Source organism: Myxococcales bacterium (assembly GCA_016720545.1).
Classification (GTDB): Bacteria; Myxococcota_A; Polyangia; order Polyangiales; family Polyangiaceae; genus JAAFHV01.
This window is the reverse complement of sequence record JADKKK010000001.1, coordinates 769646-792291: the sequence shown is the minus strand read 5'-3', so window position 1 is coordinate 792291 and position 22646 is coordinate 769646. Positions and strand designations below refer to the sequence as shown.

Below are 22646 nucleotides of genomic sequence, written 5' to 3'. Positions count from 1 at the left end.
CCAGGGGCGAAGGGCCAGGGCGTGGCCAGGGCATAGGGCCGTGTGTCGCGATCGTGCGCTATCGCCTCGCCGCGCGGTGTTCCGAGGGGGACACCCCCGTCCAGCGGTTGAAGGCTGTCGTGAACGTGCCGGGCTCGGAATACCCGAGAAGATAGGCGATCTCGCCGACAGGGAGCCTGGCGCGCGAGCCCGCCCGAGGGGATGAGGCCACGCGCCAACCGCTTGGGACTGCGCGCCAGATAGCCGGAGCGGTCACCCGGGGAGACCGACCGTCCCGCGGGGGGCGCGAGGCGATGCGGCGGTCAGTGGGTGATGGTGCCGAGACCCGGGACGACGACCTTGCCCGGCTCGACCTTCACGCCGCCCGCGTTCACGGCGCCCTTGTTGACGGTGACGCCGCCGTCCTTGCCGCCCACGGCCACGCTCGTCGGGTCGACCCTGACGCCGGGCGCGACGACGGTCGCCGCCGAGCTCCCCGGGGCAGGGGGGCCGGGGTTGGCGACGTTGACGGTGGCCCCGACCCCGCTGGCGGCCACCGCCACGGTGCCCGCGCCGACCGCCACGTTGCCGGCGCCCTCGGTCGCGGTGCTCGCGGGCGGGTCGCCCTTCTTGTCACAGCCGGTGGCGACGCATGCCAAACCAACAAGCAGGAGTGTCGCGAGCTTCATGGGCACCTTCTACCACAGCTGAGCTTTGCTTGCCCTCCTCCTCGCCCCGCGAACGCGCGCTGACGCCGGCTGCCCGCGGTCGCACGATACGCGTGCCGCCTCCGCACATCCCGTGTAGGGTCGCCCGCGGGATGTGGCCTGCGCACGCCGCTACTTTCGGTCGCATACCCTCCGCCCGGCGCTCGCCCGCCCATGCGGGAGATCAACCACAGGCGACACCGTTCGGGGGCACACTGACCATGAAGATCACGACGCTCGTCTCTCTCTCGGGGCTCCTGTTGGCTGGCGCCGCGGTGGCCTGTGGCGGTGGCTCGGCGAAGTTCGGCGCGAGCGGCGCGCTGAACCAGCCGCCGCCCGCGCCGAGCGCCTCCGCGCCGGCCGCGCCGACGCCGCCCGCCGACAAGGACAACGACGGTGTCCCCGACTCCGAGGACGCCTGCCCCGACAAGGCCGGCACCGCGACCTCCAAGAAGAAGGGCTGCCCCGACGAGCAGCTCGCCGAGATCGTCGGCGAGGACATCAAGGTGCACGGCAAGATCCTCTTCGGGAGCGGCAACGCGAACCTCGATCCGGCCGACGACGCGATCCTCGACAAGGTCGCCGAGATCCTCAAGAACGGGAAAGACATCGAGCTCGTCGAGGTGGAAGGCCACGCGGACCACAAGGGCGATCCCAAGGTCAACGTCACGCTGACCGACAACCGCGCCAAGGCGGTCGTCGCAGCGCTCGTCAAGCGCGGCGTCGACAAGAGCCGCCTCGTCTCGCGTGGCTACGGCGAGTATTGCCCCGTCGAGCCGGGCGACTCCGAGGCCGCCCACGAGGCGAACCGCCGCGTCGAGTTCAAGATCCTGAAGCACGGCGGAAAGGCGACGAACATCGCCACCGGCTGCGACAACGCGACGAAGAACGGTATCAAGCCACAGCACTGAGCCGGAGACCCTCGCACGCGCGCCCACGGGGGCGCGCGGCGGGTCTTGCCCGTGACGAAGCGAGAGTCCTCGCCTCTAATGTCGAGGGCGAGCATTCCGGGGCTGTAGCAGCCGCCGCACGGTGGCCACGAAGGCTTCGTCGAGACCCGAGCTCGCCGCCCGCGGCGTGCCATTCGCCGACGATCCCGGCGTTCTTTCGGTAACCCCGGAACGAGCGCGCCTCCTTGGGATCGTTGCGGAGCGCGAAGAGGGTCGACTGGCGCTCGATCGATCACGCCTGGCGCGCTTTGGGTCACGCCGGGTCGGCGATCAGCCGTCGGCGTGCGCGCTCGGGGCCCGCCTGGCGCGCCCGGGGGGGCGCTCGGTCGGCGATCAAGGCTTCCGGGGTCCCCCGCGGTCACTCCGGGGGCGATTTGGGGCGCTCCGGGTCGGCGATCAGGGCTTTGGGCACGCGAAATCGGGCTCCGGGCAACCGGAACGGGGGCTCTGGGATCGATCATGGGCATTCCGGCCCGCGGATCAGGGCTCGTGGCCCGACTGCGTGAGGGGGTGCACACGCCCTTCAGGATCCGCGGTGAAGTGACCCACGAAGTGGCCCCGCCGACCGCGCCGCTGTAGGGGTAAGGGGCGAGCGCAGAAGATCGAAGGCCCGGGTAGCAGCCCGAGCCTTCACGTCGGCGAGCACCGACCTGGGCACGCTGCCTGGTCTGGTGCGAGGAGGCAAGAAAGGTGAGCGGCGCTTGCGGACGGCGAGCGCGTGGACCCCGAGGTTTGCTTCCAGATCCGCTGCGGCCAATGCAAGGGCATGCCCTTGTCCGGGGTCTCGATCAAGGCTAGGTCGGGGAGGTTCGGGGCCACGGCGGCCTCGTCGTCCACGCGCACCACACATTCGCCCGCGCGCCGAGCGCCGAGCTGGTTCGCCAGCATGCCCTTCACGCGCGTCGAGGGCTCTCCGCTCGCGGTGGGGAGCGTGGCGATGACGTCGGCGAGGCGAACGTGGCCATCGCCCGCGTCGAGCAGCTCGCCCAGCAGATCGCCCACCGTCGCGACGCCCAATCGGGCGGTGGCGTTGGCCATTCGCGTCGGCAACGAGAGCGTCGTGATGTCGGCGGTCCATAGGCTCATGGGGTCACTCGGCGCGGCCTTCGCCGCACTCACTCACCCTCTCCCACGCCGCGCTGCCCTATTCCGCCCTGCCTCGCGCGCCGAATAGGGCGCACTGGTCCGCCGTTCAGCCTTGCTTCTTGCGGCGCGCTCGGCTCCGCGCCGCGTTCGTCGATCCCGTTCGACGCCAGCGCCTCGCGCGCCAGCTCCACGACGCGCTCGCGCAGCTCGGGCGGCGACACCACGCGGGCCGCGGCGCCGAGGCCCACCAGGTACCGCGCCAGCACCTCCAGCCCCGCGGTGCGCAGCAAGACCCGGCTCCCCTCGGGGCCGGCCGTCACGACGGCGCTCTTGGGCTCGTACGGCATGTGCGAGAGCGCCCAGCGCGCCTCGGCCGCGCGGATCACCACCTCGCAGGTGACCGCCTCGCCGCCGCCGCGGAAGCCGTCCATGCTCTCGGCCACGAACGGCTCCAGCACCGCGGCCTCCACGGCGCGATAGGCCGCGCCGGGCTCGAGCTTGGCGCTGTGCACGCGGTCGGCGCGGAACCACCGGAGGCTGTCGGTCGTGTGACAATGCGCCACGAAGCGGGGGCGGTCCCCGTAGGCGAGGTGCTGCACCGACACCGTGCGCAGCGAGTCGCGCCCGCTCACCGCGGAGAAATAGCCCATCGTCAGCGCGACACGATCGCGGAGGCCCTGCTCGAGGGCGCGGAACACCGCCTCGCGCACCCGCTCCTCGGCCGTGTTCGAGTGCGTAGCGGGCGTCGACCGACCGAGCACCGGCGGCATCAGCTTGGCGAGCACGGCCTCGCGCTCCCGCGACCGGGGCAGGCGGGCGATGAGCCGCGCGACGGTGTCGCTCTCCAGTCCCTCGAGCGCGCCGAGGCGCGCCCCGGGGGCCGGCCAGTCCCGGGGGACACTCCAGTAGACGTGCGGCGGGTCCTCTTCGCGCTCGAGCGGTACGCCCGCGTCTTGGAGGTCGAGCAGCGCCTTGCGCACGGCCCGCACGCCGATGTCACATCGACGCTCCAGGTCCTTCTGCGACCACGTGGCCTGTTGCAGAAAGGCCACGAACAGCTTGGCGATCGTCTCGGTCCCCGTGCGTCTGCCCATCGAGTCGATTCGCTCCCCCGAGCCGGTCGACCTGGCTCCTATCGAGGCTCTCATCGTTCGCGCGTTGGGGAAAGCGAGAACCACGTCGCGCACCGATTGCGCGGTGGGTGTCGCGGCCTCTAATTTGCGCCGGGGCGTGTGGACGCGGAGCTTCCCCGGTTCGAGCGCCGCTCGGGCCCGCGCGGCGCTGAGGGGTGGCCCGGTGCAGGGGTCGCGTCAGTCCACGGCGTTGGCGCGCTCCCAGGCGCGCTCGGCCCGCTCGCATAGATCCTCGGGGAACGCGCGATCGTCGCGGAGCGCGGCGCCCTTCTCGCGCCAGCGGCGGAGATACCGCACGAGCGAGGCCAGCGTCGTGGCGTATCCCGTGGCCTCCACGTCGTGGCGCTCCTCGGGTGTCATCCACAACGACGTGTCCATGTCTCTCGCGCGCGCGGCGCGGGCGCGCACCGCGGGGCTGGGGGCGCTCGGGTCGAGTCGGTCGAGGGCCCCGTCGGCCGCGTAGATGTGCAACGCGACGACCCGCCCGGGCAGCTCGGCGTGCGCGAGGCGATACCCAAGATCGCGGACCCGCACCATGAACACCTTCGTGGTGAGCGCGAGCACCGAGAGCGCGCGTGTGGCGACCATCGCGCCGAGACCGCTCACGGTCGTCTGCAGGAGCTGGAGCGCGAGGCGCGGGTAGGGAAAGGGGAGGCTCGCCTGGGCGACCTCGAGGGCGACGAAGACAAGCACGAAGATGGCTATCGCGAGAGTGGCCACGACGTGCGCTACGGTCGCGGCCGGGCCGCTCGCGCTCCACGCCCAGGCGGCCGCGCCGACACCGACGCCAAGCGCCCCGAGGAGCACCACGCCGAGCGGCGCCGCGCCGAGCCCCCGCGCGAGCCCGCCGGGCTTGGGGGTCGTGTAATAGGGAGTGTGTCGCTGGTCGGTGTCGGAGGCGAGGAGGAGCCCGAGCTCCTCGTCGGGCGTCCGCCCCCCGGAGAGCAGCACCGCGGCGATGGCCTGGTTGTCGTAGATGCCGCCGTCCATGAGCGGCAGGCTGGTCTCCGTGGCCTGCTCGCCCGCGGCGACCGAGGTCCCGGTGACGGCGGGGGGCGCGTCCCCGCCCCAGTCGAAGTCGTCAGGGAAGCGCAGGGGCTCGAAGCCCGCCGGGAAGCACGACGACGCGGCCACGGCGTCGGCCAGGCGGACCTTTCCCCACGCGTCGGGCGGGAGGGTCACGCCGCGGTTGCCGAACGGCACGCGCGGGCGCGGCGGGAACTGGAAGCGAAACGCGTACCCCTGCGAGAAGTGCGTGGCGTTCACCACCACGCGGTCGAAGCGCGCCTTCACGCGCGGATTGTCCGCGAGGTCGCCGAGGCGCGCGCCGCCGAAGTGCCGGTCGTACACCTCCGCGGCCCGCTGGATGAGCGAGGGCGCGCGGGGGCCCCGGTGCAGGAGGTCGAGCGCGTCGGCCACCACGTTGGTGCCGAGCAGCTGGGAGAAGTCCCGCGAGAACTGCGCGAAGTCGTGCCCTCGCGCGACGGAGAGCGCGTACCTCGCGCCGACGATGCTGCCGCCCGAGGCCGTGGAGAGCACTCGCACGTCGCCGAGGAGGCCGAGCTCGTCGAGCGCCCTCATCGTCCCCAGGTGAAAGGCCGCGGCGCGGTAGCCTCCGCCCGACAGCGCGAGCGCGATGATGCCGAGCGGTCGTGTGGTCTGCATCGCCGTGCGCTCCCCGTGTGCCTCGTGCCTCGTGCGCTCGCGATCCTGGCGTCGCGCGCCCCCAAGCCGCTCGCGTGTACCACGGGATGGCGCCCGGTGGGCCCGGGTCGAGCGGCGCTCTCGGAGGCGCGCGACGTCGGTTTGGCGCCCAGCCAGGACGTGGCGATTGATCTCTGCTACGAACGAGGGTCGCGTCTCGCTATTCACAAGGAGCTTGAGCCATGATCGTGTCGAAGAAGATGCTCGTCGTTTCGCTGCTCGGGGCTGCCGTCGTGGGCGGCCTTGCCTTCCACTCGAGCACCGGGCGCGCGGCCCCCACGGCCCCGGCCCACGTCGTGATGCTGACCTGCTCGACCGAGACCGACCTGCAGCCCATCTTGTCGAGCGCGTCGACGAACCCCGCGATCCGGATCGACGCGAAGACGGCCCGCTGCGTCGACGCCATGAAGACCCTCCTCGACGCGAACATGAAGATCGTCGACGTGAAGTACGGCGAAGACGGCCGCCGGGTGATCTACACCGCCGTGACCGCCGAGGACGCCCCGGACTTCAACGTCTCACGCAGCAACAAGGACAAGGGCTGAAGAGGCCGGGGTTCGCGGCGAGGAGGCCCCAAACCCGGGCGCCTCGCCGCGGCAGCCGCCCGGAGCTCAGGCCGGCAGGTCGAACACGCCGGCGTAGAGCGCGTCCACGTCGAGCGTGACCGACACCGACAGGAGCACGACGCTCCCGCCCGCCGAGGCCTCGCGGAGCGTCCACGAGCCGTCCTCTCGCCGCGTGAAGTGCTCGACGTGCGCCTTGTGTTGGCTGACGAGGACGTGATCCGACACGGAGGGCGTGGCGCGGTAGCCCTCGGCCTTCTCGCCGCGATCGTACCGCTCGGTGCCCTCGGACAGGACCTCGACGATCACCTTGGGGTTGGTGAGCACGTCGCCTGCGCCCTCGTAGAGCGCGGGCCGGCCGCACACGACGGTGACGTCGGGGTAAGTGAAGGTCTCCAGCGCGGCCACGTAGACCTTCAAGTCCGAGGGAAACACCTGGCACCGCGTGCCGTCGAGGGCATTTCCGAGGTGGCGGACGAGCCGCGAGACGAGCGCGTTGTGCCGGAGGCTCGCGCCCGCCATGGCGAACACCTCGCCGCGCACGAACTGGTGTTTCTCACGGGAGACGCGTTCGAAGGCGAGGTACTCCGCCTCGCTCATGAGGAGCCGCTCGGCCGTCTGAGACATCCGCCAACGGTAGCACGCGGCCTTCGTCGAGCCACATGGCGCGGCGCGCTGTGCCGGGGCGCTGGGCCTCAGTCGGTCGCGTCGGCCCGGCGCCGCTGGGCGAGCCAGCCGTGCGCGAGGACCGCCAGCGCCACGAGGAGCGCGAGCGGCGTGTCCCCGAAGCGCGTGTAGGGCGTGCGCCCCCGCTCGAGGAGCGCGACCTCCACGTCGAGCACCTTCGGGAACGGCGCGTCGTAGCGGGCGCGCACGCGGCCGGCGGCGTCGACCATCGACGTGGGGCCGAGGTTCACCGCCCGCGCGAGATCGCGGCGCGTCTCGACGGCGCGCAAGACTGAGAGCCGGAGGTGCAGCTCGCCCTCCGCGCTGCCCGCGAACCACGCGTCGTTCGTGAGGTTCACGAGCAGGTTCGGCGGCCTCGTGCCGCCCGAGGTCATCGCCTCGCGGCCCGCCTCGGGCAGGTTGTCCTCGTAGCAAATGAGGATCCCCGCGCGCACGGGGCCCGCCTCGAGCGGGGCGCTGTGGTCTCCCGGCACGAGGCCCGTGCCCCGCGCGAAGGTGCGCCGGAGCCACGGGATCTGGTCGGCCAGCGGGACGGTCTCGCCGAACGCCAGCAGGTGGCGCTTGTCGTAGGGCGCGGACAGGCGCGTGAGCGGCAGCGCTCCGCTCGCGGGCTCGGCGATCAAGGCGGAGTTGGTCGACGACTCGGCGCCTCGGAGGAGCGTGAGGCCCACCACCACGGGCCCGCGGACGCCCGTCGAGAGCACGGCGCGCTCGCCGGTCGGGGAGAGGCGCGCCCCGTGCGAGAGCGCGTACGGGAAGGACGCCTCGGGCCACACCGTGAGCGCCACGCCGCGTGACTCAGCTATCTTTGTGAGATTGTTGAGTTTATCTCGGATCGCCGGGGCGGCGCGCGCCTCCCAGCGGACCGTGGCCGGCGTGCCGGGTTGGACGAGGCCCACGCGCACCTTCGCCGCGGCCGCGCGCTCGCCGTCGATGGCGCGCATGCGGAGGGCGCCGTAGCCGACCACGACCGCCGCGACGGCGGCCGAGAGCGCGCCGAGGACGAGGCGACCGCGGCCGCGTGAGGCGATCGCTTCGGCCGCGAGCCCCGCGCCGAGCGCGACGACGAAGCTCACTCCGCGCTCGCCCACGAGCTCGGCGAGCTGCACGGTGACGGGCCACGGCGAGAGGCCGCCCGCCGGGGTCCACGGGAAGAGGCCGGGCATGAAGAGCGCCGCGTACACGCCCGCGCCGAACGCGAGGAACGCCGGCACGGCGCGGCGCCGCGCGGCGACGGCGAGCGCCCCCGCGAGCGCCCACGAGAGCCCCTGCGCGAACGAGAGCAGCGCCCACGCGAGGAGCGCCGCCACGTACGGCAGCGGCGTGAAGCGCACGATGACCTCCGGCACGAACCGGAGCGCCACGAGGTTCGCGCCGGCCCCAAAGAACAGGCCGATCACCGCCCCTCCGCGCGCGGTCTCGGGGCCGCGCAGCAGGGCGGCGAACGCGACCAGGCCGACCAGCACGAGCGCGTGGAGATCCGTCGGCGGGGACGTGAGGGCGAAGACGGCGCCCGCGGTGAGCCCGAGCGCCGCGTCGACGCCCCGCGGCGCGCGCTCGCGGAGGCCGCGGAGAACGCCTGCCCACTGGAGGATGAACGCGGCGCGGGGCGAGGGCAGGGCTGGCTCGGAAAGTGGCGAGGCGCGCGGCGCGGGCCGCGGCCGCGCGGTCAGAAGTAGAACGTGATGCCGCCGTTCACGAGCGCGCCACCCGAGGTGTTCGTCGTACGACCGGAGGAGTCGACGAACTCGGGCGCGCCGCGCCCGTCGGTGCGCGAGCGGACGAAGCCGCGGATGTCGAAGTTGAGCGCGACGACCCGCGAGAGCCGGATCTCGATGCCCGCGCCGCCCTGGCCGCCGAAGTACGTGTACTTGCGGTCACCGGGCGAATACAGGCTGCTCGAGGAGAGGTACGCGTAGTCGTCGCCCGAGACCCGCGCCCCCGACAGGCCGAGGCCGCCGAGCAGGTAGAACTGCGCGCGGCTCTTGGGGTTCAAGTAGAGCAGGCCGTTCAGGGTGCCCAGGGTCTCCGTGCGGCGGAAGCCGTTGTAGTCGGTGCCACCGGCGACGTCGATGTTCGCCTCGAGCGCGAAGCCGGGCACGGGGCGGAAGCGGAGGCCGAGGCCCACGAGGCCCATCGCCGCCTCGCCGTTGCGACCGGAGCCGAGCGCGATGCCCGCGACGTGGAGGTTCAGGCCCCATTGCCGGTGCGGGATCGCGGGGCGGGGCGTGTAGTGGTACACCTGCGGCGCTGCGCGCGGAGCCACGACCACCACGGGGGGCGGGGGTGGCTGGTAAACGACCACCGGAGGCGGCGGCGCAGGCGCGGGAGCAGGCGCGGCGGCGGGGGGCGCGGCGGGCGCCTCGGCAGGGGGCAGGGGGGCCGGCGCCGCCGGAGCGGGCGGCGCGTCGGCGCAGAACCAGCTGCCCGGGGGACACGCCGCGTCTTGCGCCTGCGCGGGCGCCGGACTCGCGACGAGCGCGCCGACGGCGGCGAAGGACCCGACGGCGAAACGCAAGGCCAGCCGGGGCGAGCGGGGCGAGCGGGGCGAGCGGGGCGAGCGGGGCGACCGGGGCGACCGGGGCAAACGGGGCGAAGGCTTCATGGGGGCTCCTGCCGAGCGCGCAGCGCGGGAGACTGAGCGACGGACCGGCGAGGACGAAGCAACTCGGGTGCCACGTCCGTAACCCCGATTGTGGCCGATTTTTGGCGCGCCGTCGCGTTCAGATGTTGACCGGCGTTCACGGGCCGACGACAACCGGTGTCGTCGCCTGGACCCGCGCCGGGCCGCGCCTGAGAGCAGGCCGAGAAAGAGAGCTGTTCACGCGTGCATCCTCCGGAGCCCATCCTTCGCATCAAGCCGGGCCACGTTCAGCCCGTGTGGGCAGGGCACCCGTGGGTGTACGCCCAGGCCGTGCAAGACCTGCGGGGAGGCGCCGTCGCCGGCGACCTCGTGCGCGTCGAGGACCCGCGCGGCAACTTCCTTGGGCGAGGGTTCTACTCGCCGAAGTCGGCGATCCCGGTGCGGTTGCTCACCCGCGATCCGGACCTCGCGGTCGACGCCGCCTTCTTTCGCGCGCGCATCGGCGCCGCGCTCCGACGCCGGGAGGAGCTCGGGCTCGACGGCGCCGCCACCGACGGCTACCGGCTCGTGCACTCCGAGGGCGACGGCCTCCCGGGGCTCATCGTCGACAGGTTCGCCGACGTCCTGGTCGTGCAGCTCCTCACCGTCGGCATGAAGCGCCGAGAGGCGCTGCTCCTCGGCATGCTCCAAGACGTGGTGCACCCGCGGGCCATCGTCGACCGCACGCCCGAGAGCGCCGCGCGCCTGGAGGGCTTCGAAGCGAGCACCGGCGTCGTCCGCGGCGACTTCGACGGGATCCTCACGTTCCGCGAGCGCGGGCTCGCGTACCGCCTGCCGCGCGAGCTCGCGCAGAAGACGGGGTTCTATTTCGACCAGCGCGGGCTGCGCGCCCGGGTCGAGGAGCTGTGCCGAGGACCGGCCGGGCGCCGCGTGCTCGACGCGTACTCCTACGTCGGGTCGTTCGCGATGGCCGCCGCGCGTGGCGGTGCGCGGCACGTCGACGCCGTGGACGAGAGCGCCCTCGCCGTCGAGGTCGGGGCCACGCTCGCGGTCGACAACGGCCTCGCCGCCTCGATCTCCTACGCCAAGAACGACGCGCGCAACGCCCTCCGTGACGCTCGCGGCGCGTACTCGCTGGTCGTGTGCGATCCGCCGCGGCTGGCGCCGTCCCGAGCCTCGCGCGACCAAGCGCTGCAAGCGTACGCGAAGCTCGCGCAGCTCGCGACGAGCGCGGTGGAGCCCGGAGGAAAGCTCATCTTCTGCTCTTGCTCGGCGGCGGTCGATCTCCACGCGCTCACCCGCGCGCTGGCCCTCGGGGCGCAGCGCTCGAACACGAGCGCCGTGGTGCTCGAGCGGCACTTCCAGGGCGCCGATCACCCGGTGGGCGCGGCGTTCCCCGAGGGGCTCTACCTGAAGGCCCTCATCGCGGAGATCGCGCCGCGATGAGACCACTCAGCGCCCTCCCCGACGAAGACGCCCGCAGGCTCGAGGGGCTCCTCTTCGACCTCGACGACACGCTGCTCACGCGAGGCAGGCTCGAGGAGGCGGCGTACGCGAGCCTCTTCGCGCTCGCCCGCGCCGGCCTCCGCCTGATCGCGGTCACCGGGCGACCCAGCGGCTGGGGTGAGCTGCTCGCGCGGCAGTGGCCGATCGACGGGGTCGTCACCGAGAACGGCCCGATCGCCGTGATCCGCGAGGGCGAGCACGTCACGCGGCTCGACCGGTGCGGGGCCGAAGAGCGGCGCGCGCGGCGGGTGCGGCTCGGGCGCCTCGTCGAGCGCATGCGCGACGTCGTGCCCGAGGCGAGGCTCACAGACGACGTAGACGCCCGCGTGTCCGACGTCACGTGGGACATCGGCGAGCGCGTGCACCTGCCGGCGGACCGGATCGCCGCCCTGCAAGCCGAGGTGCGCGCGTTCGGCGCTCGCACCTCGCGCTCGAGCGTGCACGTGCACGCCACGTACGACGTGGAGGACAAGGCGAGCGGCGCGGTCGGCTTCCTGCGCGAGCGCTTCGGGGTGGATCCCGGGCGCGCGCTCTCGCGGTACGCCTACGTGGGCGACAGCGGCAACGACGCGCCCTGCTTCGCCGCGTTCCACACCACGTTCGGCGTGGCCAACGTCACCGCCGCGCTCGCGCAGCTGGCCGTCCCGCCGCGCTACGTGACCGAGGCCACGCGCGGGCAGGGGTTCGTGGAGCTCGCGGCGGCGCTGTGCCGAGCGCGCGCGCGCTGACGCACGCTCAGCGGGCGGCGGGGGCGAGGGGTGCGGGCGGTGGATGCGTGCCGGGGGTTCGGAGTGAGAGCTTCATGTTTCAGGCCTCCTTCGGGTCGGTTGCGCGACGCCCACCGCCGCGGCGGCGCCCTTCCGGTCGCGGAAAGGCGCGTCTGTCGTCGCCCCCACGACGATCGGGACCGCCCGCCCGGCGGTCCGGCTGGGGAGACGAGGCAGGCGCTGCGGGGGCAACTTTGGTGGGCATGGACCGACGACAAAGGAAGACGCGCGATCGGGCCAAGTTTTCGCCGAGAAGAAGATCGACGTCCCTGTATCTCGTGGAAATCGCGCGAGATTTGGTGGGGTCGCGAGGTCCTAACCCTTCACGCCGCCGGCCGTGAGGCCGCCCACGAGCTGCTTCTGCGCGAGGTAGAAGAGCGCCATCACGGGCACGCTGACCAAGATCGCGCCCGCGGCGAACGGGCCCCACGCGGCGTCGTGCTCGCCCACGAAGCGCTGGAGCAGCACGGGGAGCGTGAAGGCGGTCTCGCGGGAGAGCAGCGTCGCGGCGAGGATGAACTCGTTCCACGCGCTCATGAACGCGAAGAGCGCGGTGACGGCGATCGCGGGCCGCGCCGCAGGCAGCACGACGCGGAGGAAGGCCTGGGCGCGCGTGGCGCCGTCGACCATCGCGGCCTCCTCGAGCTCGACCGGGATGGTCTCGAACGAGCCGCGGAGCTGGAAGATGGCGAACGGCACCGAGGTCGTCGCGTACACGAGCACGAGCCCCGCGCGCGAGTCGAGCAGGTGGAGCGTCTCGAGGAGCAGGTAGAGCGGCACGGCGCTCGCGACCGTGGGGAACATCTGCGTGGCGAGCAGCGTGCTCATGCCGGCTTTCTTTCCGACGAACTCGAAGCGCGCGAGCGCGTACGCCGCGGGGGTCGCGATCAGCACCGCGACGAACGCGGTGGCGAGCGACACGACGAGGCTGTTGCCGAGCTGGATGAGGAACAGGGTGCCGCCGTCGCCGCCCTCGCGCACGCCGGTGACGGCCCGAAAGTTCGCGAGCGACGGATCGTGCGGAACCGGGAGCGCGCCGCTCGACGCGGAGAGGCCGCTCTCGGAGAACGCGAGCGAGATCACCCAGAGGATGGGGTAGACGGCGAAGCCGACGGCGAGCAGCAGGGCCGTGTGGACGAGGGCGGACTCGAGCAGGGAGGGCTTGCGATCCACGACTACCTCGCCCCTTGGTCGGCGGGCCGGCCGATCCGCTGCATCGCCTTCGACCCAAGCAGCAGGAGCCCGAAGATGAGCACGGCGTACGCCGCCGCGTACCCGTACTGCGCGTTGCGCGTGAAGGCCCAGCGGTACGCCTCGCTCACGAGGATGTCGGTCTGCCCGTCGGGCTCGCCGCCGGAGACGAGGAACACCACGTTGAACATGTTGAAGGTCCACACGCTGCCGAGGACCACCGAGGGGAGCAGGGCGGGCGCCACGAGGGGCATTACCACGAGCCGGAAGCGCTGCCACCGCGTGGCCCCGTCGACCTCGGCGGCCTCGAGCACGTCCTTCGGCACCGCCGTGAGCGCGCCCACCGTGACGACCATCATGAAGGGGAACCCGAGCCACACGTTCGTGGCGACGTTGGCGGAGAACGCCGTCGAGAAGCGCGAAAACCAGGAGATGGGCTCGGCGCCCAGCAGGTGGAGCAGCGCGTTGATGGCGCCGTACTGCCGATGGAACATGCCCTTCCAGGCGAGCGCGGTGACGTACGAGGGCACCGCCCACGGGAGGATGAGCAGCACGCGGTAGAGCGCCTTGAGCCGCAGCAGCGGGCGCGACAGGAGCACCCCGAGCCCGAGGCCGATGCCGAGGTGGAACGCGACGTTGACGACCGTCCAGAGCACCGTGACGAGCAGCGTGAGCCAGAACGAGCCGCTGCCGAGGAGGGGACCACCGCGCGCGGTGAGCACCATGACATAGTTTGTCATACCCACGTACTGCGGCGCGTTGCGCGTGCCCGCGAAGAACGAGGTCAGCGCGCCCGCCACGAGGGGCAGGACGACGAGCACGAACACGACCACGGCGGCGTGGGCGACGTAGCGGTAGGCGGGCAGCGAGGCGCGGAGCCTCGAGGGGAAGCCCGGCTCGCGCGCGTTCTTCACCGCGAGGAGCGCGAGCCCGACGAGCACGGCCGAGAGCGCGACCAGCAGCGGCGTGGGCGAGGGGCTCGGCGGCGGCGGCTTCATCGCGTCGTTGAAGCGCGCGCGGGCCTCCTCGAGCGCGTCGTGGGGCGAGGCGTCGCCGCGGAGGGTCTTCTTGATCGCCTGGTCGAGCGGGACCCAGGCCGCGCGCATCGACACCGACGTGGGCATCGGCACGCTCTCGGTCGCGGCCTCGTGGAACGCGGCGAGATCGCGATCGGCCTTCACGGCCGGGTCGTCCCACGCGGCCGTGGTCGCGACGACCTGCTTGCCCACGGTCGCGCGGATCCGCGCGGAGGCGAGTCCCCCGAGGTGCCGCGCGAGGGCGCGCGCGTGCGGGTTCTTGGCGCCCTCGGGGGCGAGGAAGGCGACCTCCACGGTGAGGAAGGCGCGCAGCCGCGCGTCGCCGGTCTCGCGGAGACGCGGCAGCGGGTAGACGCGGTAGCTCGCCGCCTTCTTCGCGTCCGCGAGGAACCACGGGCCGCTCACCACGGCGGAGAGCTTGCCGCTCGCGAACAGCTCGCTCACCAGCGCGCCGCTCGGCTCCTCGGGGACGGCGCCGGCTCGCCGGAGGGCGAGCAGGAACGCGAGCGACGCCTCGGCCTCGGGCCCCGTCGCGGCGAACGCGCCCGCGCCGTCGACCATGCGACCGCCGAAGGCGTGCAGGAGCGGGGCGTGGGAGAAGGCTCCCTCGGACTCGAACGCGACCGGGTAGCTCCCGCTCGGGAGATCGCCGCGCTTCGCGAGCGCCTCGAACGAGGTCGGCGCCGACGGCACCTTCCGATCGTTCACGAAGAGCGCCAGCGACTTCTGGGCGAGGGGCACGCCGTAGAGTTGGCCTCCCACGGTGGCGGCGGCGAGCGCCGCGGGATCGTAGGTCGCGAGCTCGCTCGGAGGCACGGCGTCGCCTACGGGCGCAACGAGTGTATTCTGCAAGTACGAGCCGAGCCGCTCGTGGGCGTCGATGAAGAGGTCGGGGCCGTGCGCGTGCGGCACCGCGGCCTCGAGCTTGGCGGCGTAGGCGTCGAAGGGGATGGCGAGCGCCTCGACGTCGACGCCCTGCTCCTTCTGGAACGCGGCGAGCACCTGACGGAGCGCCTCCTCCTCTTTGCCGCGGTAGGCGTGCCACAGCACGACGCGCGGGCGCCCGGTGCCGGCGCACCCGCCGAGGCTCGCCACGCCCGAGACGAGCGACACCAGCGCGACGAGCCACCCGAGGCAGAGGCGCGCCGCGAGCGATCGCCACGCGAGCGATCGCGCGGCTGCCACCGAGCGTGTGCGGCTCATGGGAGCGCGCGCCCGGTCTCGGCGTCGAAGAGGTGCAGGCGCTCGAGCTCCGCGGCGACGGGGATGACGTCGCCCACGCGCGCGCGTCGCGCGTGCTCCGGGGCGAGGCGCGCGATGACGCGCGGGCCCGCGGAGGTGATCCACCCGTAGGCGTACGCCTCGAAGCCGAGGGCCTCGACGAGCTCGACGTGCAGCTCGCCCGCCGCCGCGCGCCCATCGCCGGCCACCACGAGGTCGTGCGGGCGCACGCCGAGCTTCACCTTGCGACCCGGGGTGAGCTGGGTGTGGCGGCTCAGGTCGGCGCGCACGCGGACGCCTTGCCCTTCGACGAAGACCTCACCTCCGTCGCCGGTGAGCGCGCCTTCGAAGAGGTTCATGGGCGGCGAGCCGAGGAACGTGGCGACGAACACGCTGTTGGGCTTCTCGTAGACCTCGAGCGGTGGGCCGCTCTGCTCGACGAGGCCGCCGTTCAGCACCCAGAGCGTGTCGGCGAGGGTCATCGCCTCGACCTGGTCGTGGGTGACGTAGAGCGACGTGGCGCCGAGCCGGTCGTGCAGGCGACGGATGTCGACGCGCACCTCGGCGCGGAGGGCGGCGTCCAGGTTGGAGAGCGGCTCGTCGAACAGGTACACGTTCGCGCGGCGCACGATGGCGCGGCCCATGGCGACGCGCTGGCGCTGGCCGCCGGAGAGCTGCTTCGGGAGCCGATCGAGCAGCTTCTCGAGGCCGAGCATGTCGCTCGCCTCGCGGATCCGCTTCTCGATCTCCGCGGGCGGCGTGCTCCGCAGCGTGAGCCCGAAGGCCAGGTTGTCCCGCACCGACAGGTGCGGGTAGAGCGCGTAGCTCTGGAACACCATGGCGATGTCGCGATCGCGCGGGGCCGCGCGCGTGACGTCTTTCCCCTTGATGAAGATCTGCCCCTCGTCGGCCTCCTCGAGGCCCGCGACCAGGCGGAGCAGGGTCGACTTTCCGCACCCGCTCGGGCCCACGAGCACCGAGAAGCCGCCCTCGGGGATCACCACGTCGACCCCGCGGAGGATGGGGTTGCCCGCGAACGCCTTCTTCACGCCGCGCGCCTCGCAGCGGACGGGCCGCGCGGCGGCGGGGGCCGGAACCTGTGCCTCCTCGCTCGTCTCCATGCGTGCGAATGTACTCGGTGCGCGCGTACGGCTCTCTAGGTGTTCCATCTTCTGTCTCGCCCGGGGCGGTCGCTACCCGCCGGCAGTGGCGTAACGCATTTTTGAGTTACGTCGAGGACGAAGTGCACACGCGGGCGAGATCGCGCGTGTGGGGGGCGTTTTTGCGGTGCGGGGGCGTTTGACAGGGCGGCCTTTCAGGGTAAGTCACTCACCCGTGAGATACGCCCTCCCCGTTGCGCTGCTGGCCTCGATCCTCTCCATCGCGTGCAGCAGCGACCCCGCCGCGACCGCGCCCGCCACCGAGCCCAGCGTCGCGCCGCTCCCTCCGGTCACCGTGCCTGGCGGCGACGCGGGCGCCGACGTCGAGGTCGGCCCGCAGCCGACCGACGCGGCCACCCCCGACGCGGGCCCTGCGACCGACTGCACGCGCGAGGGCCGCGCCAAGACCGCGCCTGCCGCGCTGTACGACGCGCTGGTCGCGGACCTCGGGCCCCTCTCTTCGGACGCGGCGCGGCGCGCCCGTGTGGCGACCTTCCTCGCGGAGGTGAGCGCGAAGGGCGGCGGCCCCCTGGAAGACCCCGGGAGTGACCGCGTGGTGTTCCTGGCCAGCGTCGCGCCGCCCGCCGGCGCGAGCGCGTGGAGCGTGGTCGGCAGCTTCGTGGGCTGGGACAAGGCGAAGGCGCTCCCGATGACGGTGGTTCCTGGCACCGATCTCTGGGTGGCCGACGTCAAGGTCCAGCGCGGCGTAGCTCACACCTACAAGCTGCTCGCGGGCACCTCCGACGCGGGGTACCGCGAGGACCTCCTCGCGCGGAACGTCGTGTGGGACGGCATCGACCACAAGACCGTGGGCGAGCTCAACGGGGTGGTCCACGCCGACGCCCTCCCGAAGGACCGCCCTCGCATGGTGGCCTTCCGCGGCACGACCTCGGCCATCCTGGGCAACGCGCGCGACGTGTTCGTCTGGCTCCCGCCGGCCTACGACGGGCCGAGCTGCAAGAAGCTGCCGCTCGTGGTCTTCCACGACGGCAACGAGTCGCTCACGCGAGGCGACTTCGTCGGCCCGGCCGCCACCCTCTATGCGGCGAAGCCCGAGCTCTCCGCTATCCTCGCGTTCGTCGCGCTCCCGAACCAGAACGTGCGGATGGACGAGTACACCTTCGCCACCCCGGGCTCGAAGGGCGACGCCTACGCGCGGGTCATCGCGACCGAGGTCTTGCCGCGGCTCACGCGGGACTTCCGGGTCTGCAACGACGCGCGCGCGCGCGGCGTCTCGGGCGCGTCGCTCGGTGGGCTCATCTCGACCCACATCGCCTTCTCGCAGCCCGGCACGTTCGGCTGGGTCGGAGCGCAGAGCTCATCGTACTTCTGGGCCGACAACGCGATGATCACCCGCGCCGGGCAGGACCCGAAGACGCCCGCGCGCTTCTACCTCGACTCAGGGTGCCCGAACGACAACTGCGAGGTGACCAACCTGATGGACACCACGCTGAAGTCGAAGGGCTACGACGTGACGCGGATCACCGAAACGAACGCCCAGCACGACTGGGCCTTCTGGAACGGCCGCATGGCGGGCATGCTCACCCACTTCCGCGCCGGTCAGACCGTCTGCGATTGAGGCACGTCCGGCGCCGCTACCCGAAGAGATCGCGCAGCTTGTCCATGAACGAGCGCTGCTGCGCGGTGAGCTCCTCGCCGCTCTCGGCGGCGAACTCGGCGAGCAGCGCGCGCTGCTTCTCGGTGAGCGTGGTGGGCACCTCGAGGTGCACCTCGACGCGCTGATCGCCGCGGCCGATGCCAGCGCGGTAGGGGATGCCCTTGCCCTTGATGCGCAGCACGGCGCCGGGCTGCGTGCCCGCCGGCACGCGGAGCTTGCCCTTGCCGTCGAGGGTGGGCACCTCGATCTCGCCGCCGAGCGCGGCCTGCACGAACGTGATGGGCGCGGAGCACACCACGTCGTCACCCACGCGCTTGAAGAAGGTGTGGGGGAGCACGACGATCGTGAGCTCGAGATCGCCGGCGCCCCGGTCGGGGCGCGGGCGGTTCCCGGCCCCCGGCACCAGCTTGGTGGCGCCGTGATCGACCCCCTGCGGGAGCGTGATCTTGAGCGCGTGGCCCTGCGTGACGAGCGCGCTCCCTTTGCAGGTCTTGCACGGCTGCAGCACGATGCGGCCCGAGCCCTTGCACCGGGCGCAGGTGCGATCGACCGCGATCGGGATGAGCCCCTGCTGGATCCGCACGCGGCCGCGTCCGCCGCACATCGAGCAGGCGTCCGGCTTGGTGCCCGGCGCGGCCCCCGTGGCCTCACAGTCGCCGCAGGGGACGACGCGCTCGTACTTCAGCTCCTTCTCGCACCCGAACGCGGCCTCCTCGAAGGTGACCTCGAGGTTGCGCTTGAGATCGCCGCGATCGGCCTTTCCCACGCCAAAGACCCCGAGCAGATCGCCGAGGAAGCCGTCGATGTTGAGGTCGCTCACGTCCACGACGCCGCCCGCGAACGGGCCTCCAGCGCCGAAGGGCGACCCCGACTCCTCGGCGCGGTGGCCCATGCGGTCGTAGAGCGAGCGGCGCTGCGGGTCGGACAGGACCTGGTAGGCGAGGCTGATTTCCTTGAAGCGCGACGAGGCGCCGGGGTCGTCCGGGTTCTTGTCCGGGTGGTGCTGCGACGCGAGCTTGCGGAACGCCGATTTGATCTCCTCCGGGGAGGCGGTGCGCGCGATCCCGAGCACGTCGTAGTGGTCCCGCTGGCTCATTGCGGGCTCGCACGTAGCACACCCGCCACCCCCGCGCCGAGGGGACTGCACGGGGCGTCGCTCCGGGCTTTGGCTCTCGCCCGACCTATGCTACCGAGAGCGCCCGCGCGATGGCCTACCCGAGACTCCCTAACCCAGACAAGCACGCGCTCCTCCGGCGCATCGTGGAGCGCTGCGCTCCCACCAACGGTCGCGCACGCGTGATCGCCTTCGATCTCGACGGCACGCTGATGGACAACCGGCCGCGCACCTGCGCGATCCTCCATGAGCTCGGCGAGTCCTGGCGCGAGAGCCACCCGGCGGAGTCGCAGACGCTGCTCGACGCGGCGCCGGAGCGCCTGCTCTACCTCATGAAGGACACGCTCGCGAAGCTCGGTATCCCGGAGGCCCTCGTGCCCGAGGCCGAGGCCTTTTGGAAGGCTCGCTTCTTCGCCGACGACCACATCCGCCACGACGTGCCGCTCCCGGGCGCCGTGCAGTTCGCGCGCGCCTGCTACGAAGCTGGCGCGATCGTTACGTATTTCACGGGCCGTGACCTGCCAGCCATGAGCGTCGGCAGCTGGAAGAGCCTCCGCGACAGCGGCTTCCCGATCGGGCTGCCGGGCACTGAGCTCATCCTCAAGCCCGCCTTCGACATCCCCGACGACGTCTTCAAGGCCGACTTCGGGCCGCGCCTCGCGCGCCTCGGCGAGGTGATCGGCGTGTTCGACAACGAGCCAGGCAACTGCAACATCCTGCTCGGCCAGCACCCCGGGACCGAGAGCGTCTTCGTCGACACCCAGCACCTCCCGGGCGCTCCGCCCCTCGATCCCCGCGTGCACGTGGTCGCCGACTTCGACATGCCATGAGCGCGGCGCGGCGCGGGGCCTCGCGGCGCGCGCCAGTCTCGAGCGCGAGCGCGCTCGCCTCGGGCCGCGGCGCTGTCGCTCGCGCTCGCCGGGTGCGCCAAGACCCCGGCCCCCGGGGAAGTGCAGGACCACCCGAGCCCGCAGGCCCAGGTGATGCCTGCGCCGCTCGCCAACGCGCAGGCGGTCGACAGCTCCATCGTGGAGGTCGACGCGGGCCCCGACGCGGGGCCGCCGGCGGTACCGTTGCGCGCAGGCGAGGTGCTGCGAGCCGACGTGGCCCCCACCAAGGAGTCTCCCGCACACGTCGTCGAGCTGTGGTTTCACACGGCCGAGTCGACCGGCACCCCGAAGCTGCCCGAGCACAACCCGGCGGGGATCGACCTCGCGAAGCGGCGCGTCGAGCGGCGCGCGCGCGTCGAGCTCTCGCAGACCCGCATGCGCCTCCAGCCGGAGGGCCAGGGCTTCGTGTTCCCGCGTGACCTCGAGCTGCGCGCGCGCGCCGACCGCCTCGGGCACATCGCGGTGCTCGGGACCCGTTACCGCGCCCTCGCACCCGGCACGCTGCGGGCGCTCTTCGCGGATCGCCGCCTCGACGTGGGCCCGCTCGATCAGGCGGAGGTCTCGTCGAAGGGCGAGGGACCTCGGCGCCTCGGCGCGCGCACGCGTCGCGTCGAGATCACCGCACGCTCCGCGATCGTGACCCTCGACCTCGCGCACGTCGCGGACGTCGGTGAGGGAGGCGTCCTGCTCTGTCGGTTCCTGCTCGACCTCGCGAACGCGCTGCCGCGTACGCCGGCCTGCGCCCTCGAGGACGTGCCCCTCTACGCCGAGTTTCGGTGGAGCACCCAGGGGACGCTCATCATCGAGGCCAGCTCGTTCGCGCGCCGGCCCGACGTGCTCAGCTCCTCGCTGCTCGCGCCGCCGCCCTTGACCGCGCCCTCCGGCGAGCTGTTCCCGAGGGAGCGTGCCGGCCGCATGCTCTCGCCTCAAGAGCTGCGCGCGCTGCGCCACGGCGATCCGACCAGCAACGCGACGCTCGACCTGTCGAACCCCACGACGGGGCTCTCGGTCGTGTGGCTCGACGGTCTCCCGGTGGCGTGGGTCGGCGCCTACGGACAGCTCGCGCTCGACGGCCTCGCCCCCGGCCGCTACCAGGTCGCGTGGCGTTCGGCGCTGGGCGACACGGCCTCGACGTCCGAGGCGGTGGCGGCCCCGGGCGCGGCGGCGCTCGGCGGGCTCGCCGACGCGGGGCGCGAGGCCGGGAAATAGGCACGGAACAACGCGCCTTCCAGGCCCACGGGGGCTGGCTCAGTAGTCGTCGGCCGAGAAGGTGACGTCGGACGTGCCCGTACGCGCCATCCGTGCGCGGAGGTGCTCGAACACGATGCCCACGACGTCGAAGCGGGTCGAGGGCAGGTAGTACTCCTCCTCGTCGACGTCCGGCAGCGACGCGAGCCTGGCCATCACGCCGTCCTGCTCGGCGGGGTCCGTCGCGAGGTGCGCGTGCCAGCCCTCCTGCTCGGCGGACACCAGCGCTTCCCGTGCCAGGCCGACCGGGTTGAACGAGAGGAACACGTGCGTGAACAAGAGCCGCCAGCCCGAAGGGTCGCCTTCCGCGAGCCACTCGGCGCCGTACTCACGTCGGAGCACCTCGCCGAGGTAAGCGCCCGCCGAGGTGGCGAGCAGCTCCAGCGCGGCGGGCTTCGCGGCGATTTCTGCGCGCGCGTCGCGCACGTATTGGTCGAGCAAGCTGAGGGTGTCGGACGTTCCGTCGAGGAGCACGCCGTACTTTGCGTGCACGAAGCGAACGCACGCGCTGAGCGCCTCCGCGACGCTCGGGGGCGGGGGGGTTAGCTCTGCCGGGGGTGGCAAATCTTCCCGCACATGGGGTCGCCCGTTCGTCTCTTCGTCGCTCATCCCGCGGGGAATCGCACGCCGCGCCGATTCTCGCAAGGCGCGGGTCGCGGACCGGCGGCGGCGCGGGCGCAAGATCCGCGCGATTAGGTTCCATCGGAGCGGAAAAGGCTCTACGGTCATGAGAAGTTATGCGCTTCGGCATCTTCAGCGACACTCACGCGAACATCGAGGCGCTCAGCGCGGTGCTGGAGGCCTACCGCGACGAGAAGATCGACACGTACTACTGCCTCGGCGACACCGTGGGCTACGGTGGCTCGCCGAACGAGTGCGCCGACATCGTGCGTGGGCTCGCCAAGGTCACGATCCTCGGCAACCACGACGCGGCCGTCGCCGGCCGCATGGACTACTCGTACTACTACGAGGCGGCGCGCCACGCGCTGGACATCCACGCGTCGATGGTCTCCAGCGAGAACATGGGCTGGCTCAAGGGTCTCCCGTACCAGCACAAGGTGGAAGACTCCGACGTGCTCCTCTGCCACGGCTCGCCCGTGCGGCTCGAGGAGTTCGAGTACATCTTCGCGCCCGAGCAGGCGCGCGAGTGCCTCCCGATCTGGGAGAAGCTCGGGCACATCACGCTCATCGGTCACTCGCACCTTTGCAAGGTCTTCGCGCTGACGAAGAACTCGGTGGAGGAGCTCTCCAGCGCCGACTTCGTGCTCGAGCCCGACAAGAAGTACATCGTGTCGGTCGGCAGCGTCGGGCAGCCCCGCGACTTCGACAACCGCGCCAGCTACACGGTCTACGACACCGACAAGAAGCGCTTCGAGTTCAAGCGCGTCGAGTACGACATCGAGCTCGCGGCCGACAAGGTGCTGCGCGCGAAGCTCGAGCGCAACTTCGCGCACCGCCTGTTCATCGGCGTCTAGCCCGAGTCGTCGCTCGGCCCCGCCGG

General features: G+C 72.4%; 19 protein-coding genes and 2 pseudogenes. 8 read left to right on the top strand and 13 right to left on the bottom strand.

Annotation, left to right across the window (positions count from 1 at the left end; genetic code table 11):
- Positions 1 to 58: 58 nt before the first annotated feature.
- Together IPQ09_03295 and IPQ09_03290 are read right to left on the bottom strand one after the other, a co-directional pair.
- Complete coding sequence (locus IPQ09_03295) at positions 59 to 295, bottom strand: helix-turn-helix domain-containing protein (GenBank protein ID MBL0193246.1); 237 nt, start codon at positions 293 to 295, stop codon at positions 59 to 61.
- A 7-nt stretch (positions 296 to 302) separates the two neighbouring features.
- Positions 303 to 668, bottom strand: coding sequence for a hypothetical protein (locus IPQ09_03290; GenBank protein MBL0193245.1), 366 nt, complete (start codon positions 666 to 668; stop codon positions 303 to 305).
- Positions 669 to 907: 239 nt separating this feature from the next.
- Here IPQ09_03290 and IPQ09_03285 point away from each other — a divergent pair, with 239 nt between their 5' ends.
- Positions 908 to 1597, top strand: coding sequence for an OmpA family protein (locus IPQ09_03285; GenBank protein MBL0193244.1), 690 nt, complete (start codon positions 908 to 910; stop codon positions 1595 to 1597).
- A gap of 669 nt (positions 1598 to 2266) precedes the next feature.
- Here the strand turns inward: IPQ09_03285 and IPQ09_03280 are convergent.
- The 3 genes and pseudogenes from IPQ09_03280 to IPQ09_03270 all read right to left on the bottom strand — a co-directional run bounded on the left by IPQ09_03280 (position 2267) and on the right by IPQ09_03270 (position 5520).
- On the bottom strand, positions 2267 to 2722 hold the full coding sequence (locus tag IPQ09_03280) for a hypothetical protein (protein ID MBL0193243.1): 456 nt from the start codon (positions 2720 to 2722) through the stop codon (positions 2267 to 2269).
- Between the two features lie 29 nt (positions 2723 to 2751).
- Positions 2752 to 3816, bottom strand: a complete 1065-nt coding sequence (locus IPQ09_03275; protein MBL0193242.1) for a WYL domain-containing protein — start codon at positions 3814 to 3816, stop codon at positions 2752 to 2754.
- Positions 3817 to 5337: 1521 nt separating this feature from the next.
- Positions 5338 to 5520 (bottom strand): annotated as a pseudogene (locus IPQ09_03270) (patatin-like phospholipase family protein).
- Between the two features lie 221 nt (positions 5521 to 5741).
- Between IPQ09_03270 and IPQ09_03265 the strand changes: the two are divergent.
- On the top strand, positions 5742 to 6104 hold the full coding sequence (locus tag IPQ09_03265; protein MBL0193241.1) for a hypothetical protein: 363 nt from the start codon (positions 5742 to 5744) through the stop codon (positions 6102 to 6104).
- Between the two features lie 66 nt (positions 6105 to 6170).
- Here the strand turns inward: IPQ09_03265 and IPQ09_03260 are convergent, their stop codons facing one another.
- The 3 genes and pseudogenes from IPQ09_03260 to IPQ09_03250 form a co-directional block, all read right to left on the bottom strand.
- A complete protein-coding gene (locus IPQ09_03260) occupies positions 6171 to 6749 on the bottom strand; it encodes a Uma2 family endonuclease (GenBank protein MBL0193240.1) in 579 nt (192 codons plus the stop codon).
- 68 nt (positions 6750 to 6817) lie between these two features.
- Entirely contained in the window at positions 6818 to 8275 is a 1458-nt protein-coding gene (gene lnt, locus IPQ09_03255; GenBank protein ID MBL0193239.1) for an apolipoprotein N-acyltransferase, read from the bottom strand.
- An 851-nt stretch (positions 8276 to 9126) separates the two neighbouring features.
- Positions 9127 to 9213 (bottom strand): annotated as a pseudogene (locus IPQ09_03250) (calcium-binding protein).
- Between the two features lie 450 nt (positions 9214 to 9663).
- Here IPQ09_03250 and IPQ09_03245 point away from each other — a divergent pair.
- Positions 9664 to 10839 (top strand): class I SAM-dependent rRNA methyltransferase, encoded by a 1176-nt coding sequence (locus tag IPQ09_03245; protein ID MBL0193238.1) that lies wholly within the window; start codon positions 9664 to 9666, stop codon positions 10837 to 10839.
- On the top strand, positions 10836 to 11627 hold the full coding sequence (locus IPQ09_03240; protein MBL0193237.1) for a hypothetical protein: 792 nt from the start codon (positions 10836 to 10838) through the stop codon (positions 11625 to 11627). The genes IPQ09_03245 and IPQ09_03240 overlap by 4 nt, the downstream gene beginning before the upstream one ends.
- 354 nt (positions 11628 to 11981) lie before the next feature.
- On the opposite strand, the gene IPQ09_03235 is transcribed toward IPQ09_03240, so the two are convergent.
- Genes IPQ09_03235 through ugpC form a run of 3 tightly spaced genes read right to left on the bottom strand, consistent with a single transcriptional unit; the run spans position 11982 to position 16236 of the window.
- Positions 11982 to 12839 (bottom strand): ABC transporter permease subunit, encoded by an 858-nt coding sequence (locus IPQ09_03235; GenBank protein ID MBL0193236.1) that lies wholly within the window; start codon positions 12837 to 12839, stop codon positions 11982 to 11984.
- Between the two features lie 2 nt (positions 12840 to 12841).
- Positions 12842 to 15097 carry an extracellular solute-binding protein gene (locus IPQ09_03230; protein ID MBL0193235.1) on the bottom strand — a complete coding sequence of 752 codons (2256 nt, stop codon included), beginning with the start codon at positions 15095 to 15097 and terminating at the stop codon, positions 12842 to 12844.
- Positions 15094 to 16236 carry a sn-glycerol-3-phosphate ABC transporter ATP-binding protein UgpC gene (gene ugpC / locus IPQ09_03225; protein MBL0193234.1) on the bottom strand — a complete coding sequence of 381 codons (1143 nt, stop codon included), beginning with the start codon at positions 16234 to 16236 and terminating at the stop codon, positions 15094 to 15096. The genes IPQ09_03230 and ugpC overlap by 4 nt, the downstream gene beginning before the upstream one ends.
- Before the next feature lie 214 nt (positions 16237 to 16450).
- Here ugpC and IPQ09_03220 point away from each other — a divergent pair, with 214 nt between their 5' ends.
- On the top strand, positions 16451 to 17854 hold the full coding sequence (locus IPQ09_03220) for a hypothetical protein (GenBank protein MBL0193233.1): 1404 nt from the start codon (positions 16451 to 16453) through the stop codon (positions 17852 to 17854).
- 16 nt (positions 17855 to 17870) lie between these two features.
- On the opposite strand, the gene dnaJ is transcribed toward IPQ09_03220, so the two are convergent.
- A complete protein-coding gene (gene dnaJ / locus IPQ09_03215; protein MBL0193232.1) occupies positions 17871 to 18989 on the bottom strand; it encodes a molecular chaperone DnaJ in 1119 nt (372 codons plus the stop codon).
- Positions 18990 to 19099: 110 nt separating this feature from the next.
- Between dnaJ and IPQ09_03210 the strand changes: the two genes are divergently transcribed.
- Together IPQ09_03210 and IPQ09_03205 are read left to right on the top strand one after the other, a co-directional pair.
- Positions 19100 to 19837 carry a haloacid dehalogenase-like hydrolase gene (locus tag IPQ09_03210; protein ID MBL0193231.1) on the top strand — a complete coding sequence of 246 codons (738 nt, stop codon included), beginning with the start codon at positions 19100 to 19102 and terminating at the stop codon, positions 19835 to 19837.
- A gap of 120 nt (positions 19838 to 19957) precedes the next feature.
- A complete protein-coding gene (locus IPQ09_03205) occupies positions 19958 to 21106 on the top strand; it encodes a hypothetical protein (GenBank protein MBL0193230.1) in 1149 nt (382 codons plus the stop codon).
- 39 nt (positions 21107 to 21145) lie between these two features.
- Here IPQ09_03205 and IPQ09_03200 read toward each other — a convergent pair whose 3' ends face one another.
- A complete protein-coding gene (locus IPQ09_03200) occupies positions 21146 to 21754 on the bottom strand; it encodes a hypothetical protein (protein MBL0193229.1) in 609 nt (202 codons plus the stop codon).
- Between the two features lie 128 nt (positions 21755 to 21882).
- Here IPQ09_03200 and IPQ09_03195 point away from each other — a divergent pair, with 128 nt between their 5' ends.
- Positions 21883 to 22620 carry a metallophosphoesterase family protein gene (locus IPQ09_03195; GenBank protein MBL0193228.1) on the top strand — a complete coding sequence of 246 codons (738 nt, stop codon included), beginning with the start codon at positions 21883 to 21885 and terminating at the stop codon, positions 22618 to 22620.
- Positions 22621 to 22646: the final 26 nt, after the last annotated feature.